This is a genomic window from Arthrobacter sp. SAFR-023 (genome assembly GCF_051965295.1).
In the GTDB taxonomy this organism is placed as follows: domain Bacteria; phylum Actinomycetota; class Actinomycetes; order Actinomycetales; family Micrococcaceae; genus Arthrobacter.
In genome coordinates, this window is record NZ_JBQCMF010000010.1 from 36,375 (window position 1) to 51,870 (window position 15,496).

General features: G+C 64.5%; 18 protein-coding genes. 6 read left to right on the forward strand and 12 right to left on the reverse strand.

Features of this window, described 5'->3' with window-relative positions; translation table 11 throughout:
* Positions 1–205: 205 nt before the first annotated feature.
* The gene (locus ACTHQX_RS12045) at positions 206–742 is read left to right on the forward strand and encodes a hypothetical protein (protein WP_440157935.1); all 537 of its coding nucleotides are present in this window, start codon (positions 206–208) and stop codon (positions 740–742) included.
* Positions 743–917: 175 nt separating this feature from the next.
* Here the strand turns inward: ACTHQX_RS12045 and ACTHQX_RS12050 are convergent, their stop codons facing one another.
* The 5 genes from ACTHQX_RS12050 to ACTHQX_RS12070 all read right to left on the reverse strand — a co-directional run bounded on the left by ACTHQX_RS12050 (position 918) and on the right by ACTHQX_RS12070 (position 3,234).
* Positions 918–1,850 (reverse strand): SAM-dependent methyltransferase, encoded by a 933-nt coding sequence (locus ACTHQX_RS12050; protein ID WP_440157936.1) that lies wholly within the window; start codon positions 1,848–1,850, stop codon positions 918–920.
* 364 nt (positions 1,851–2,214) lie between these two features.
* The gene (locus ACTHQX_RS12055) at positions 2,215–2,364 is read right to left on the reverse strand and encodes a hypothetical protein (protein WP_440157937.1); all 150 of its coding nucleotides are present in this window, start codon (positions 2,362–2,364) and stop codon (positions 2,215–2,217) included.
* A gap of 172 nt (positions 2,365–2,536) precedes the next feature.
* A complete protein-coding gene (locus ACTHQX_RS12060) occupies positions 2,537–2,863 on the reverse strand; it encodes a sugar phosphate isomerase/epimerase family protein (protein ID WP_440157938.1) in 327 nt (108 codons plus the stop codon).
* A gap of 10 nt (positions 2,864–2,873) precedes the next feature.
* A complete protein-coding gene (locus ACTHQX_RS12065) occupies positions 2,874–3,029 on the reverse strand; it encodes a hypothetical protein (protein ID WP_440157940.1) in 156 nt (51 codons plus the stop codon).
* A gap of 28 nt (positions 3,030–3,057) precedes the next feature.
* The gene (locus tag ACTHQX_RS12070; protein WP_440157941.1) at positions 3,058–3,234 is read right to left on the reverse strand and encodes a hypothetical protein; all 177 of its coding nucleotides are present in this window, start codon (positions 3,232–3,234) and stop codon (positions 3,058–3,060) included.
* A gap of 523 nt (positions 3,235–3,757) precedes the next feature.
* Between ACTHQX_RS12070 and ACTHQX_RS12075 the strand changes: the two genes are divergently transcribed.
* Positions 3,758–4,078, forward strand: coding sequence for a GYD domain-containing protein (locus ACTHQX_RS12075; RefSeq protein ID WP_111902841.1), 321 nt, complete (start codon positions 3,758–3,760; stop codon positions 4,076–4,078).
* Between the two features lie 107 nt (positions 4,079–4,185).
* Here ACTHQX_RS12075 and ACTHQX_RS12080 read toward each other — a convergent pair whose 3' ends face one another.
* The 3 genes from ACTHQX_RS12080 to ACTHQX_RS12090 form a co-directional block, all read right to left on the reverse strand.
* Positions 4,186–5,436: a S8 family serine peptidase gene (locus tag ACTHQX_RS12080; protein WP_440157942.1), complete on the reverse strand. Its 1,251-nt coding sequence runs from the start codon at positions 5,434–5,436 to the stop codon at positions 4,186–4,188.
* Positions 5,437–5,770: 334 nt separating this feature from the next.
* Positions 5,771–7,216 carry an SLC13 family permease gene (locus ACTHQX_RS12085; RefSeq protein WP_440157943.1) on the reverse strand — a complete coding sequence of 482 codons (1,446 nt, stop codon included), beginning with the start codon at positions 7,214–7,216 and terminating at the stop codon, positions 5,771–5,773.
* 46 nt (positions 7,217–7,262) lie between these two features.
* Complete coding sequence (locus ACTHQX_RS12090) at positions 7,263–8,381, reverse strand: PrpF domain-containing protein (protein WP_440157944.1); 1,119 nt, start codon at positions 8,379–8,381, stop codon at positions 7,263–7,265.
* Between the two features lie 220 nt (positions 8,382–8,601).
* On the opposite strand from ACTHQX_RS12090, the gene ACTHQX_RS12095 reads away from it, so the two are divergent.
* Positions 8,602–9,561: a LysR substrate-binding domain-containing protein gene (locus ACTHQX_RS12095; protein ID WP_440157945.1), complete on the forward strand. Its 960-nt coding sequence runs from the start codon at positions 8,602–8,604 to the stop codon at positions 9,559–9,561.
* A gap of 103 nt (positions 9,562–9,664) precedes the next feature.
* On the opposite strand, the gene ACTHQX_RS12100 is transcribed toward ACTHQX_RS12095, so the two are convergent.
* Positions 9,665–10,138: a DUF4383 domain-containing protein gene (locus tag ACTHQX_RS12100; protein WP_440157947.1), complete on the reverse strand. Its 474-nt coding sequence runs from the start codon at positions 10,136–10,138 to the stop codon at positions 9,665–9,667.
* Positions 10,139–10,413: 275 nt separating this feature from the next.
* Here ACTHQX_RS12100 and ACTHQX_RS12105 point away from each other — a divergent pair, with 275 nt between their 5' ends.
* The gene (locus ACTHQX_RS12105) at positions 10,414–11,202 is read left to right on the forward strand and encodes a hypothetical protein (RefSeq protein ID WP_440158046.1); all 789 of its coding nucleotides are present in this window, start codon (positions 10,414–10,416) and stop codon (positions 11,200–11,202) included.
* Here the strand turns inward: ACTHQX_RS12105 and ACTHQX_RS12110 are convergent.
* Complete coding sequence (locus tag ACTHQX_RS12110) at positions 11,191–11,325, reverse strand: hypothetical protein (RefSeq protein ID WP_440157948.1); 135 nt, start codon at positions 11,323–11,325, stop codon at positions 11,191–11,193. The genes ACTHQX_RS12105 and ACTHQX_RS12110 overlap by 12 nt on opposite strands.
* 207 nt (positions 11,326–11,532) lie before the next feature.
* Here ACTHQX_RS12110 and ACTHQX_RS12115 point away from each other — a divergent pair, with 207 nt between their 5' ends.
* A complete protein-coding gene (locus tag ACTHQX_RS12115) occupies positions 11,533–12,627 on the forward strand; it encodes a TerC family protein (protein WP_440157949.1) in 1,095 nt (364 codons plus the stop codon).
* A 103-nt stretch (positions 12,628–12,730) separates the two neighbouring features.
* On the opposite strand, the gene ACTHQX_RS12120 is transcribed toward ACTHQX_RS12115, so the two are convergent.
* Positions 12,731–13,660, reverse strand: a complete 930-nt coding sequence (locus tag ACTHQX_RS12120; RefSeq protein WP_440157951.1) for an NADP-dependent oxidoreductase — start codon at positions 13,658–13,660, stop codon at positions 12,731–12,733.
* 94 nt (positions 13,661–13,754) lie between these two features.
* A complete protein-coding gene (locus ACTHQX_RS12125; RefSeq protein WP_440157952.1) occupies positions 13,755–14,513 on the reverse strand; it encodes a FadR/GntR family transcriptional regulator in 759 nt (252 codons plus the stop codon).
* Between the two features lie 95 nt (positions 14,514–14,608).
* Between ACTHQX_RS12125 and ACTHQX_RS12130 the strand changes: the two genes are divergently transcribed.
* Positions 14,609–15,487 carry a carbon-nitrogen hydrolase family protein gene (locus tag ACTHQX_RS12130; RefSeq protein WP_440157953.1) on the forward strand — a complete coding sequence of 293 codons (879 nt, stop codon included), beginning with the start codon at positions 14,609–14,611 and terminating at the stop codon, positions 15,485–15,487.
* The last annotated feature ends 9 nt before the right edge of the window (positions 15,488–15,496 follow it).

Below are 15,496 nucleotides of genomic sequence, written 5' to 3' on the forward strand. Positions count from 1 at the left end.
TAAGGAAGCCAAGTGGCCTGCCGTCTGCGGGGAGGTGGCGGTGAGGTTAACGGCCGCAATGCCAGGGGAAGGTACGGCGTGCCTGAATTCCGGTGACGGTGAGTTTACCGTGCTAGCACGGAAGAGCCAGTTTAACCCGCGGGCGCAGAATAATTACACACCGGATTTCCGGAATCATAAACTCCATTGAAAGAAGTCAATCCGTATGTTTGCACCAGTAAAAAAGGCAAAAGGCTCTCTTCGGGGCAGGGTGGCAACGGTCGCGGCCCTGGCGTTGTCTGCCGCAGTTATTCCCTCCGTGCTGGCCGCGCCCGCCCAAGCAAGTGAAAACAAGACCGCGCAAACTTCCACGGTCGCGGCCAGCCATTCGATCCAAAGTAACTCGACCTGCTCGTTGACCGCCCAAACCCCCTATTGGTATTGGGCGTGGGAAAGCAACAGGTACGTCAAGAAGGTCAATTACAAAATTTCCGTGTATTGCTTTGAGGGAACCTATCTAAACATTAATCAGAACCGGTACGAGTATGACATGTACGGCACAGATTATCGTCTCGGAAGTAGCACTTGGGGGTCGGTCTGGATACCGGCAAATAAGCTATACACATTTGATAGCGTTCATTATGCCTTGAATACAGAAGCGGGAGATGAAGAGGATTTCCATAGGGTCACGTTCCGCGAGTGGCACGGCGCTTGGTCGCCGTCGAAGACACTCACCAGCCATTATGCGTCCATCCCCGTTTAGCCGCTGGAAGCCGCATCCAACCCGCAGCCCTGCAAGCTAGGACGCTTTAGTAACCTGCGAAGCTAGATATTCGAAAAAGCTAGGCTGGACAGTCTGCACTACGCGGATGTCCAGCCTAGCTGCGTGCTCTCTCACGGCATTGCAGCCTAGCCAAGTTGCGGTGACGCGAACAAGCTCAGGACAGCCAGGCGGTGACAAAGCCGCCCCGGGACTGGTCCTGGCCTTGGTTTTGCGGTCCGGGCTGCTCTGCTGCGGTCCTGCCAACCGAGGGGTCAAGCGACAGTACGCGGCCGTAGCTCGAACACAGCTCCTCCACCGAGTGACTGCTGCAGTACCAGCCTGCTGCCTCCAGCAGCTCGACGGGATCCGGCGGATCGGCCCGCGCCAGCAGCTCGCTCATGGGCAGACCCGTCTGCTCACTGAACTCGCGCAGCTTGGCTTCGATGTCGTCCGTCTTCGGCAGCGGCACGGCCCGTTCAATCACCGTCCGCGATCCCGGCGCAGACAATGCCGCGACTTCGCCCAGCACCGCATGCTGGGCGGCGGAATCGAGGTACGGCAGCAGGCCCTCGAGGACCCAGGTGGTTGGCTGGGCAGGCTCAAAACCGGCGGCCAGCAGTGCCTCCCGCCACGGCAGGGACAGGTCGGCGGGCAGACTGACCAGTTCGCACGCGGGCTCCGCCGAAAGCCGGCTCAGCACGTGGGCCTTGAAGTCCAGGACGTTGGCGCTGTCGATCTCAATGACCATGGCGCCGGCCGGCCAGGTCAGCCGGTAGGCCCGAGTATCGAGGCCCGCACCGAGAACCACCGTCTGCATGGTGGCGGGATGGGACTGCAGGAAGTCGTCGATGAACCTGGTCCGCATGCCGATGTAAATGGAAGCAAGCAGGAGAGGCTGCTGCAGGGGAGGAGCCGCCGACGGTTCAGAGGGCCACACCGTCGGCAGGTCAAGGTGGGAGCGGGCGGCCACCACCAGGGCTGAGGCGTAGGGATCCGCCACGAGCGGATCGGCCCGCGACGTCTCGACGGCCCGGCCCGCCGCCACGGCCAGGGCTGTCAGAGGCAGCCCCTGGTCCTCAAGTTCGGTGCTGCCCGTAGGTTCTGTCACGCCTAACCCTCCTCGCGCTGCTGCGTCCCTTGCGGTGAGCGTACCAAAGCATTGGCCAGCCCTAAGGAATTCTCCCGCGAGCGCGCTGAATGACCGCCCGGCCCGCCCACCGTCTTCACCGCGGAATGCGGGCGCCGATGCCACGGGCACTGCCAGCCAGGGCCAGGGCCCGCTAGCCAACAGAATCAAGACAACAGCTGTGCCGGCAACACCAGGACTGCTCGGTACCGCAGGGGCATATATGTCCGGAACTCCACGGGTCTCGAGTCTTCCCCCAGCATCATCCCTGCAGTCTTCTAGACGACCACCCTGCCAGCAACTCGGATGGCTTCACTGATGCCCCAGCCACCGCAGCCACTGCAGGTCATGCCTGCGCGGCGCTGTCCCACCAGCCTTCCCAGGCTGCGGAAGTGAGCTGGCCCTGGGGAAAGTCGGTGTTCGACCCGGCCTCGCCGAGTGCGGAGTTTCCGTCAGTGCGCGAGGTGAAGAACAGGTTCAAGGTATTCCAAAGCATGGCTATTTCCTCTCAATCGACCTGCGGACCGACCGTCTCTCAGGTAGGAATTAGCGTAGCCACGGCATGTTTCACCGGGACGACTCAACGTTTCGTCTTTGTATCCGTCTGCTCACACCGCAGCGCAGGGCCTCAGTACAGGACCTCAATAAAGAACCCGCCGCAGAAACTGTCAGGCGAGGAGCATCTGTACGGTGTTGCGCAGGGTTGAGGCAACGAGGGTGTCGGCGAGGTCGGCCACCTTGTCGCAGAAGATCTCCGGGCAGTACCAGCCGTCGTAGCCGGTGGCCTTGCAGGCGTCGATCCACTCCTGCAGCGGGATGTTGCCCGCCCCGGTCCAGACGTTGCGTGAGATCAACTGGTCGGGCACTTCGCCCGGCGGTACGTGCAGGCCGTCGCAGACGTGGACGGCGGCGATCTGGGCCGCGGGCAGGACGACGATGTCTTCTGGGGTGTCGCCGGAGGCCCAGAAGTGCCGGAAGTCGACGCACAGCTTCATGCTGGACCGGTCAATGGTCTCGAAGAATCTGCAGGGCCTGGCTGACGCGGTTGACGGGAGCCCAGGCGAGTGGTTCGAGGTAGAGGCTGACGCCATGGTCGGCGGCGATGTCCGCGGCGAGCGCCACCCGCCGGGCAGTGTCGCTAAGAGCCTCCTTGTCACTCATGCCCAACGTGCCGCGGAACCTCGGGTCGTCAGGGCTGAGCGTGCCCGGTGTAGCCGGCGTCGAGAAACCGGAACAGCTTGGGCGTCTGGAGTTCGACGGCGTCGTACCCGCCGCCTTGGCCACCGCGATGTCCCGCCCGGTTGTCCCGTGGAATGCCGCCGTCGAACTCATTGAAACCTTCATGTTGGCCCTCCAGAAATGGCATCAGCGCAGTGTGCCGCTCCAAGTCCGGGGGCGCATCATGTTTGGCGGTTTGTCATTACATGAAGGAGGGGTCAATGATCGCTGGACCCATGGGCTCCGCCCTGCGCGGGCCGCGCTCCCTAGAAGGAAGACGGCCAGCACCAGCCACAGGCCCAGGACTTCAGTGACCAGGTCGCACCGGCTATCGGAGACGGTGTTGCGCGCAGTCTCGAGCATCCTTGCCCACCACCGGCATCTATCCTGTCATCGAGCCGGAACCGGTTGAGCAGAACTTGCCGAACCGGGTGCGGCCACCATGGCCATCGTTATGCGGCTAGCGATGCTGCATGGCCCGGGTTCCATGGAGCTCGCCGGGCCGCCAACCCGAGCCGCCCGCGGACTTTCCGGAGGACCGTTGTCAGTGCACGGAAGTGGGCCTACGCTGTGCGCACGGCCCCATTCGGGGACCGTTCCAGGACCTGCCGGCGAGGGTGCCAGGCATGCCCGCGGGTGCCTGTGTGGACATCGCGGAACAGGAAATGACCATGACCAAGTATTTGTTTGAGGCCAATTACGTGGGTGAAGGAATCAAGGGGCTCATGCGCGAAGGCGGGACGGCGAGGCGTGCCGCGCTGACCGACGCCCTCAAGTCCGTTGGCGGTTCACTCGAGAGTTTCTACTACGCCTTCGGGGACACTGACGTCTTGGGCGTCTTCGATGTCCCCGACCCGGCAGGCGCGGCAGCCCTGTCGCTGATGATTAATTCGTCGGGCAACGTGAACGTGCGGCTGAAGCCGCTCCTGACGCCGGAGGAGATCGACGAGGCGGCCAAAAAGACCCCGTCCTACCGGGCCCCCGGTCAGTAGGGGCAGGTCAGTAGGGCAGGCTGCAGAGGGGCGGTCACAAGGGAAGAGGGTTCCCGGATGACCGCCCCGCCGCTACAGGCCGCCGTCGCTACGGTGCGCCGCCGTCGTTACGGTGCTGAGACGGCGTCGAACGCGTTCACCCGGCCGTGGGCCCAGTATGTGCCCGTGCCAGCAACATCGTCATCGGCGCCGGATTCCACGTTGGCGCGGACTGACGTGTTCGTGGCGCCGGGGTGGGAGCTCCAGGTCAGTGCGGCAGTTGCGGCGACGATGGGTGCTGACATGGAGGTGCCGTTGCCGACGTCGTAACCGAAAGAGCGGTTGTTCTGCGTCCCGATGACGGTCTTGTGGTTCGGGAACGTTGAGTAGACATTGACTCCGGGGGCCGCGATGTCCACCCAGCTGGCTCCGTAGGTTGAGAAAAATGCTTTAACGTCCTTGTTGTCGGTGGCGCCGACGGCGATGACGTTGGGATAGGCGCCTGGGTAGATCTTGGTCTGGTTGCCGCCGTTGCCTGCTGCGGCAACCAGCACCACGCCCTTGCTCCAGGCGTTGTTGACCGCGGTCTCGAGGGTGCGTGATGCCCGCACGCCGATACTCATGTTGATCACCTTCGCGCCGTTGCTGACCGCCCAGTTGATGCCGTTGGCAAGGCCCGAGCTGGAGCCAACCCCGCTGTCGTTGAGGACCTTGCCGGCCAGAATGGTGCATCCCGGGCACACGCCAGCCACGCCCGAGGTGTTGTGCATGGCGGCGACAATGCCGGCCACGTGGGTACCGTGCCCATAAATGTCTTCATTGCTTGTTGCACCGCTGAAGTTGGCCCGCAGGACAACCTTCGGGTTGATGTCCGGGTTATCAGTTGCGACTCCAGAATCGAGGACCGCCACTTTGATGCCGTTTCCGGTGGTGACCTTCCACGCCTCCACGGCGTCCACGTCGGCGTCGGGTTCGCCTGCGGGCACAGAGATGGTGCCGGCGGTGTTGGTAAACGACTGTCCGGTGTTCTGCAGGGCGTACTGGCGCGGGAAATACGTGTCGGCCGTAGTGGCGGAAACCACCTCGTCCGGCTCGGCGTACTCAACTGCGGGGTTGCGGTTCAGGGCGTCGATCAGCTGGGATTCCTTGCCGGCCGGAACCCTGATGACGCGGCCTCCGGTGCTCCCGACGTCGGATCCCTCCCCGAGGCCCTGCTGCCGCAGCAGGCCGCCCGCGGCGCCGTTGTCGCGGAACTTGACGAGGATTTGGCCGGTGGCCTGCGAAGGCTCGGGGGCCGCCGCGGTGCCTGTGGCTGCCAGGCTGATGGTGCCGAACCCCAGAACTGCCGCGGTGACACTGGCCATGATGAGTTTTTTCATGGGGTTATATTGCGCCAGCCTGCACGGGCTGGATAGACCTGTCCGCAATTAGGACGAGGGGCCTCACGCGTCTGTGAGCGCTGCCATTACGCCGCCGCCCCGGCCCGGACGCGGCCTCTTCCTCCTACGTTTGGCCTGGCACGCGAAAAGGCAGGGCGGCTGAGCCGCCCTGCCTGTGGTGCGTACGGGTTCATTCCTGCGCCCGGCTTTCGGGCTACCTGTTGCGATGGAGTGCAGGGCCGTTCCGTCCGCTTGCCGGATGTTTATCCGGCAGTCCTGCCTGCCGATGGTCAGCGACTGGCAGAAACCCTGGTGTGTTCCCTCCGGGAGGGGATCACATGATGCCGGTGGGTACCAGCAGGGCCCAGGCCAGGGCGGGTGCTGCGACAACCACGCCTCCGGCGTACATCATGAGCTGCTTGTAAACGCGCTGGCGGTCATTGTCCCGGGCGTTGGCGACGACGAGCGCGCCGTCGGTGGAGAAGGGGGAGACATCGACGACGGTGGCCGCGATGGCGAGTGCCGCGACGGTTCCCGAGGCGCTCAGGGAGCTCGTTGCCAGCAGCGGGCCGGCCATGGGGATGAACGCGGTCAGCAGGGCCGTGGAGGAGGCGAAGGCGGAGCCGACGCCGATGACGTAGCAGAGGACCAGTGCGATCAGGAGCGGTGCTCCCAGGGCGAGGGCCATCTCCGCGAGGGTGTCGATGACGCCGACGTGCTGGAGCAGGGAGACGTAGGTGATCATGCCCGCCACCAGCAGGACGGTGGACCAGGAAACACCGCTAATGAACGATTTGTGTTCCTTGATGTTGACGAAGGCCAGCAGGAGCCCGGCGGAGAGGGCAACGAATCCGATGGGCATGTGGAAGCCCAGGGTGCACACGAGGATCGCAGCGATCAGTGCGAGCGTGAAGATCTGCTGGCCCTGGGGGCGTCCCACGCGGGGCGTGTCCAGGCCGGCGTACTCGTTGGCGTGCTGGTCGCGCAGCTTGCCGAGGAGGGCGAACAGCACGATGGTCAGGGCCGAAAGGATGAAGTTGAGGGCGAAGCTTGCCGTGAACAGCGCCCCCTGCTCGATGGGGAATCCGTTTTTCACGGAGATGTCATGCACCAGCACGCCGGCGACGGACAGCGGGGAGAAGCCGCCGGCGTGGGCTCCGTTGATGACAAACGCGCCCATGAGGACAGGGTGGATGCGTGATTCGTAAGCAAGTCCCAGTGCTGCCGGGGCCAGGAGTGCGACGGCGGCCGGGGAGAAGGTGCCCAGTGCCGTCAGTGCGGCAGCCATGAGGAAGAACACCCACGGCAGGAGCATTGTCTTGCCCCTGACCAGGCGCACGCAGGTCTGGACGATGATGTCGATGGACCCGTTCCGCTGGGCCATGCTGAAGAAGTAGGTGACGCCGATGATCGTCAGGACGATGCTGGCCGGGAAGTCCGTGAGGATTTCCTTGTCGGTCATTCCGAGCATGAAGTATCCGACGCCGAAGGATGCCACCAGACCCATCACGCCGATGTTCAGCGGCCATTTGGTAGCGACGACGAACATCACCACGAGGATGACGAGCGGGATGATCTGGGTGGCGGTCATGGTCGGCTCCGATTCCGAGGCGGCCGCGGGGCTGAACATGACACCCCCGAACAGGATGGCGGCCAGACCCAGAATAGCGGTGGCGGCTACCGTCATCAGCAGGATACGGCGGCGACGGTTCGGATGCCGGGACTCGACGTCGAGGGTGTCGCCTTCCAGGGGTGCAGTTTGTTCTTCAGTCTTAGTCATGATGCTGTCTCCTCGTTGAGTGGCGCAGGTCAGTTGGTGGCCCAGCTCAGTTGGTGGCGCTGGCGAAGGAGGCGTCGACGGCGCTGCCGAGGGCCTCGGGGAGGTGGATGGTGGTGGTTGCGATGGTGCGGGCGGTCCGGTCGACGCCGACCAGCAGCGATCCGGACTGTTCCTCGCTCCAGGTTTCGATGACGCCGGCCGGGGTCTGCAGCCGCAGGGTGGGGCGAACGGTGCTGCCGGTGATGTTGTTAAGCACAGTGCCCGGGGTGCGGGCGGCGAGGGTCAGTGCGATGCTGCCGGTGATGGCGAGCGCCGGGTGGGGCTTGCCCATCGAGAGCATCATGACGCTGACGTCGCTTTCCGAGTCTGCCTGGGCCGGTGAAGCTGCGATCGCCACCTTGGGGACGGCACGCGCCGCCTCAGCGGTGGTGGCTGCGAGCCCCATCCGCACTGCCGCCTGGCGGCGGATGTGCTCCAGCGTCTCCAGTTGCAGTTCTACCCCGGCGGACCAGCTGTGGTAGCGCTCCGGGTCAAGGCCCAGGTCCTCAGCCCGGAGAATGACTACCGGTGCTCCGGCGTCGACCATGGAGACGGTCCAGCGGGTTCCGCCGGCGGTGATGGTGTCTGAGGCTGAACCTGTTGGAAGCAGCTGGCCGGTGGTCTTGCCGGCCGGATCCTGGAAGCCGAGCCCCACCCGGTACCCGGGGAACGGGACGCCGGGCATCTGGGCCTGCGGCACGATCGGCAGGGCACCGGACGGCGTGGACACCCGCTGGATGATGATCTGGCCGGTGTTGGTGTTGCGGGTGACGATCCGGGTGACGTCGCTGGTGGGAATCACCCAGCCCTTTTCGATGGCGTACAGGCCCACCACTGCCGAGCAGTTGCCGCAGTTGCTGCCCCAGTCCACAGCGGCCTCTTCGATGCCTACCTGGGCGAAGGTGAACTCGACATCAACGTCATCATCTGCGGGACGGTGAAGGATCATCGCTTTGCTGGTGGTGGAGGTTGCCCCGCCAACGCCGTCGATCTGCCGGTGGTCCGGGCTGCCGAACAGCCGGGGAAGCAGCACGTCCGGGCTGGTTCCCGTTTCGCCCAGCTGTCCGGTTTCGAAGACCCAGCACTTGCTGGTGCCTCCGCGCATCCACTCCGCTTCGATCTTCATGATCCCGTTCCTTGCTTCTCGACTGCCGCGATGTGTTCGGGGCCTGTATCGAGATTGAGCTAGATCACAAATGAAGACAATGTTGGATTTCTGAACTACTGTGTAGTCCTTCTTCATTCACTGCAACTGCAGGCTTGGAAGTCGCCCTGGATCTCCTCTCAGACCAGCTAGTACGCCTAAAGAAGCCGCATGAAATGCGGAGTCTGCATAGAATGAACCAATGGCGGAGAAGGGTGAAGCAGTGGTTAACGATGAAGCCCAAGACTTATTTGATATCCGGCGGCTGGCCCTGCTGGTGGAGGTCGTCGAGCAGGGATCGATCACTGCTGCGGCCGAACTGATGCTGTACACGCCCTCGGCCGTCTCCCAGCAGCTGCGGAAGCTCGAACAGGAAGTCGGGCAGCCTCTCCTCAACCGCCGCTCGCGCGGTGTGGTCCCTACGGAGGCTGGGCAGGTGCTTGCAGGCCACGCCCGCAAGATCATTGGGCAGATGCGGGCCGCCCAGTCCGACCTGGACCAAATCGCGGGACTCAAGCGCGGTTCCCTGACAGTGGGGACGTTTCCGACTCTCGCCGGGTCATTCATGCCCGTTGTCATCCGGGCCTTCAAGAAGAGGTACCCGGCGATCGGGCTCTCGCTGCGAAGTGCACGCTTCGAGGAGCTTGTTGATGACCTGCAGTCGGGAGTCACCGGGCTGTGCCTGCTCTGGGACTACCCATGGAATCGCTTCCACGATGACTCCATCCGGATCACGGAGGTCTTCCAGGAAAGCACGGTCATCCTGGTATCGCGCGGGCACCCGCTCGCGGACCGCGAAGAGATAAGAATGGAAGAGCTCCGGAAGGAATCGTGGATAGTGCGGGCCGAGGCCCACCCCGTGGTGGAAGTACTGCAGCGCTCTGCCCATGAGGCCGGGTTCGAACCAACGATCGGCTTCCTGGCCAACGACTACCAGGAGGCCCAGGCGATGGTGAGCGTCGGGATGGGCGTGGCCATGGTGCCCAAGACCGCTGTGGCCCTGCAGCACCCTGACGTCCGGGTCATCAGCCTCGGCTCCGCCGCACCCCTGCGGCGGGTGCTGCTGGCCCAGCGCCAGGACAAGGTCTACGCCCCGGCTGAGGTGGCTTTTCACTCCACCTTGCTGGAGATTGCCCGCGAACATGCCGGAGACTATCTGTAGCGGCGGCGGGGATCTTTGAGCACGCTGTAGGCCGTCCCCAGAGCAGAATCCCTGCCCGGGGGACGGCCGCCGTCGTCGGTTAATTCAGGACCGTGAGTCCGCGCTATGGCGTGGCGCTTCCCCTCGTCCGGTCCATGGCATCCCTGCCGAGCCAGAGGCCCAAGCCGACCATGGCCAGGCCGAGGATCAGGTGCAGCCAGTTGTCGGCGGCATTGAACGGGACGAAGTTGGCCCCCGTGTTCATGTCGATGACCAGGCCGTACAGCCACAGAACTATGTAGACGATGCCGCCGCCAAGCAAGAACCAGCGGGCCGACGAGGCGGTCCGGGCCATTGCGATGCCGGCCGCGCCGAACAGCAAATGGACGATGTTGTGCAGCACGGACACCTGGAACACTCCGAGCAGCATTGCCCCGGAGTCGTATCCGGCAAAGCTCATGGCGCCGTAGTTGGTGGTGATTCCCGGGATGAACCCGAGGACCCCAACCAGCAGGAAAACCACACCAAGACCCATGGCGGTGTTGTGGAGGGACAACCCCATGGCGTGGTGGTGGGCGTGGTGTGAAGCGGTAGTCATTGGTCGCCCTTTCGCGCTGGTTACCGGCTCTTCAGGTGGATAGCCGGCCTCGCGGCAGGAGTCGCAGGAATCCTGCCGACGTCCACAGCCTACTCCTGAAAACCGCGTGTGTGCAGGGAAAAACGGCTTCCCCGAGCAAGCAAATCGACCGGGCAGTCGATGAAACAACGGCGCCGCGCAACCCAATAACATTGGTACCTGGAAGGGTCGGACGGCGGTGCCGTCATCGGCTGGGGCGATGACACGGTCAAGGCCGTATGGGGTTGGTGGATACGATGCGACCGGGAACGGCGGACAAGCGAAGCACGCGGCCTGCAAAGAGGAAACGCGAGTCCGGGCTTGGCTACTTCATCCTTGGCAGCGCCATCTTTCTTGGCTCGCTGGCGTTGGTCCTCTTTGGCCGGATCGAGGCAACGTGGCCCGTCTTTACAGCGCTGGCTGCCGGCGCCGCGCTGGGGATCTGGCTCTTTCGGTTCGGCTCACGCCACGCGTGGGTGTCCATGCTGTGTCTCTTCGGTTCCCTGGCCATGTGCCTGGTCCTGGGGATCAACGTCAATTCGGCAGCGGGCATAGCGTGGATGGGAGGTTTCGTTGCGGGAACGAATCTGGGAACGGCGTGGAGGCTGGCAACCGGGAGCTCCAAGCCAACGGCGGCGTGGACGGTGAACGGGCACGGGTTCAACACCGCGGCGGAGGCCCGGAATGCGGCTGCCAGTGCACTGATTTCCCTGGACGGGCGTGCACGCGGGCGCCTGGCCGTTGAGCATGGGGCGGCCCGTTTCGAGGTGGCCGGAAATGCGGCATCCGGGCTGGTGTGCCATCGACGTCCGAAGGCCGGGCAGGTGGGGTCATGGGCGGTGCTGGTGCGGCCCGGGCAGGTGGCGGACGAATCGGTGGATGTGCCGATGGGCCCGGTGACGGGATTCATTCCTTCGCGGTTCGTCAACGACCTTGGGACCGTTGAAGCGGCGCTGGCGGATTTCCTGATGGATCCGGGGTTCGCGCCGTCGGGTCCGGAATGGATGACGGGCGAGAACGCCATGGGCATGCGCCTAGGTTCCTAGGAGATCTGCCGTCCCTGGCGTTCCCTCCGCCAGCCCCATGAACATCGTCCGGTGCAGGATGTCCACGTGCTTCCGTGAGATTTCGACGGCGATGTCCCCGTCGTGCGCGCGCAGCGCTGCCACCAGGTCGACAGTTGGTGGAACTGCTCGTCAGCCTGGTGGTAGCCGCCCGCTAATCAGTTACGATTTAACCCATCAAGGGGAGTACTCCCGTCAGCGAGTGGCCCGTCAATACGGATGCAGCGATGCATCCCGGGCCGCCGGCTCCGGTTCATCCGGGCGGAGGAGACCTTGGCGTACATGTCAACGCCTACCCCTTTGGAGCCCACCATGCAGGTAACCCCTCTGGTCTGGATCATCACCATCGCCGTGACCATCCTGTTCTTCGTCTACGAGTTCTTCGCCCACGTCCGCAAACCCCACGAACCGTCAATCGGCGAATCGGCGCGCTGGTCGGCGTTTTACATCGGACTCGCGCTGCTCTTCGGCGTCGGGATTGGAACGGTGTCGGGCTGGACGTTCGGCGGCGAGTACTTCGCCGGTTATCTCACCGAAAAAGCCCTGTCCGTCGACAACCTGTTCGTCTTCCTCATCGTGATGACAGGGTTCGCTGTGCCCAGGAAGTACCAGCAGAAGGTGCTGATGGTGGGCATCATCATCGCCCTCATCCTGCGCGGCGGCTTCATCGCCGTCGGGGCCACGCTGATTGAGAACTTCTCCTGGGTGTTCTACATCTTCGGCGCCCTGCTGCTCTTCCTCGCGTACCGGCAGGCCTTCGGCGGCCATGACGGCAACCCGGCCGACGGCAGGTTCATGACATTCGTGCGCCGCGTCCTGCCGGTCACCCCGGACTACCACGGGGACAGGCTCACTGTGAACCTGGACGGCAAGCGGTTCGTGACGCCGATGCTGCTCACCATCATTGCCATCGGCTTTGTGGACGTGATCTTTGCGGTCGACTCGATTCCCGCAATCTACGGCCTGACGAGCGAGGCGTATATCGTCTTCACCGCCAACGCTTTCGCCCTGATGGGCCTGCGGCAGCTGTTCTTCCTCATCGGAGGACTGCTGGAACGCCTGGTGTACCTCGCGCAGGGCCTGGCCGTCATCCTGGCGTTCATCGGTGTGAAGCTGGTCTTCCACGCCCTGCACGTCAACGAGGTGTCCTTCATCAACGGTGGCCAGCCGCTCCTGTGGGTGCCTGAGATCCCCATCTGGTTCTCACTGCTCTTTATCGCTGCCGCCATCCTGGTGGCCACCGCGGCCAGCCTGGTCAAGACCCGCAGCGGCGGGGTTGGCGACGGCGGCGGGGGTGCCCTCGGTGACAGAGCGGTCCATGAAGACACCTCCGCGGCCGTGGCATACCAGGATGCGGACGCTGGCGTGGGGGAGGACACGGACAGCACGGCCCGCAGCAGGCGGTAGCCTCCGGCCGGCTACCCGCGCAGGATGTACGACGGCGGCACCAAGGCTTAGGTGCCGCCGTCGCAGTCCGGTGGGACGGAGCCTTAAGGCACCAGCTGCGGGATCAGGAATCCTGTTCCACGGCAACGATGACCTTGCCGCGGGTGTGTCCCTGCATGTTGGACCGGAAGGCATCCGCCGCCTTTTCCAGCGGGAAGACTTCGGCAACTTCAACACGGATTTTCCGGCTGTCCACCAAGTCGGCCAGTTCCTGCAGGTCGGCACCTACGGGGCTGACCCACATCCAGGTGCCGCCATGCTTCTCCGCTTCGCTGTCGGCGATCGAAGCATGCCGGCCCCCTTCGGCCAGCACCGCCAGCGTTGCTTCGAGGTTTCCGCCCACGAAGTCGGCAACCACGTCCACGCCGTCAGGGCGCAGCGCGCGTACGCGCTCTGCGAGCCCATCCCCGTAGGCAACCGGCTCGGCACCCAGGGAGCGGAGGAATCCGTGGTTCTTCTCCGAGGCGGTGGCAATGACACTGGCGCCCATGGCTGCGGCGATCTGGATGCCAAGCGATCCCACGCCCCCGGAACCACCGTGGATCAGAACAGTTTCGCCCGCCTTCAGGCCCAACCGGTTGAGGACCTGGTACGCGGTCAGCCCAGCCAGGGGCAGGCCAGCCGATTCAGTCCATCCCAGCGAGGCGGGCTTCCGCGCCACGACCCGCTCCGGCAGCGCGATGTACTCGGCAAAACTTCCGCCGTGGACGTAGTCCTTGCGGCCATAGGCGATGACCTCGTCGCCGGGCTTGAACTGCCGGGCATCGATGCCCACCGACTCCACGACCCCCGTCACGTCCCAGCCGGGGATCGCGGGGAACTCCAGGTCCATTGCTGCGTCCAGGTAGCCGGTCATGATCTTCCAGTCCACCGGGTTCACTGCGGCTGCTTTGACCCTGACCAGGACCATTCCGGGTCCGACTTTAGGCTTCGGCTGATCGCCGTATTCGAGGACGTCGGGGTTTCCGTAGGTGCTGTAAGTGATTGCCTTCATGTTTGCCACAACCTTGTGGCCGGACTTCCCTATTCCGGATCCGGGCACGAAGTGTTGTGCCGCATTTGGGCGGCAGACCGGGTAGTGGACCGGTTCAGGCGTGCGCAGGTTGGGATCCGCCCTGTGCCAGGCCCATGAACATGGTCCGGTGCAGAATGTCCACGTGCTTCCGTGAGATTTCGACGGCGGTGTCCCCGTCGTGTGCGCGCAGCGCTGCCACCAGGTCGACGTGGTCGCAGTTCGACTTGTGCAGCAGCTCGATGGGGTAGGGGATGAAGTAGGCATAGAGCTCGGCCAGCGTCTCGTGATAAACCCCGACGGCGGTCCCCAGACAGGACGCCGCGCCCACCAGCTGGTGGAACTGCTCGTCCGCCTGGTGGTACGCGGACCAGTCCGTGGACTCGGCCATCTCGCGGGTCAGCCGCTCCAGCTCGTCCAGCTGTTCGGGTGACGCATTGACGGCCGCGTAGTGCGTCACCGCGCATTCGAAAAGCAGCCGCCGGTCCACCAGCCGGTTCACAGCCTGCGACTCGGCGGGCGATGCCGTGAGCTCGGCGAGCACATCGCGCGGCGGCTCGTCCGCCACGAAGGTTCCGCCGGCCCGGCCACGGCGGCGGACCACCACGCCCTGGTCCGCCAGACTGGCCAGCGCGCGGCGGGCGGTGATCGGGCTGACGGACAGGCCGAGCGCCACGTCCTCCTGGTCCGGCAGGCGCTCGCCGGGCTTCAATAACCCCAGCGAGATGGCCATGCCGATGCGCAGCCGGACGGCGTCGATGGCGCTGCGGCGGTCGATGCCGGCAAGGGCACCGGAACCGATGGGGGAAACTGTGTCCTCCAGCTGACGGGTCATATCCGCTACTTTACGGCCCACCGGCTACCCCTTCCCATAATTGGATCATTCTGATCTAATATAGCTCAGATCACACCCCAGCTCGGAGAAAACCCATGCAACGAATCCTTCCCCTCATTGCTGCCCAGGCCCGGCCGCGGCTCATCGGCGAACCCGTCTCGGCCTTCGCGGACGAGGTCGCGGCCGCCCTCAAGACCAAGCCGGACAGCAAACTGGTGGTCTTCCCGGAACTCCACCTGTTCGGGGACGGCGCCCCGGACCGGCAGCGCACCGAAGCGCTGCAGGAGTCCGCCGAACCGCTCGACGGGCCGAGAATCAAAGAGCTCAAAGAGCTCGCCGCGGACCTGGGCATCTGGCTGGTTCCGGGCAGCGTCTGCGAGCGCGGCCCGGAAGGCCAGCTGTTCAACACCCAGCTGGTCCTGTCCCCGGAGGGTGAGCTGGCCGGCTACTACCGGAAGATCTTCCCCTGGCGCCCGTTCGAGCCCTACGATCCCGGCGACCGGTTCACCACCGTGGACCTGGCCGGCATCGGCCGGGTGGGCCTGAATATCTGCTACGACGCCTGGTACCCGGAGGTGTCCCGCCAGCTCGCGTGGATGGGCGCCGAGGTGATTCTCAACGTCGTGAAGACCACCACCCCGGACCGGCGGCAGGAGCTGGTGCTGGCCAAGGCGAACGCCATCGTGAACCAGGTGTTCATGGTTAGCGTCAACTGCGCGGGCCCCACCGGCCAGGGCAAGAGCATCATCGTCGACCCCGAGGGCAACACTATCGCCGAAGCCGGGGACGACGCCCCGGTGCTGCTGGCGGCGGACCTTGACCTGGCCGCCGTCGGGCACGTCCGCACCCACGGGACGGAGAACCTCAACCGTCCCTGGTCCCAGTTCCGGGACGGTGAGGCCGCCGTCGAACTTCCCGTCTACCAAGGCCGGATCAATCCGCTGACCTGGACGCCCCCCACTTTCAACGCTTAAGGAACCAAC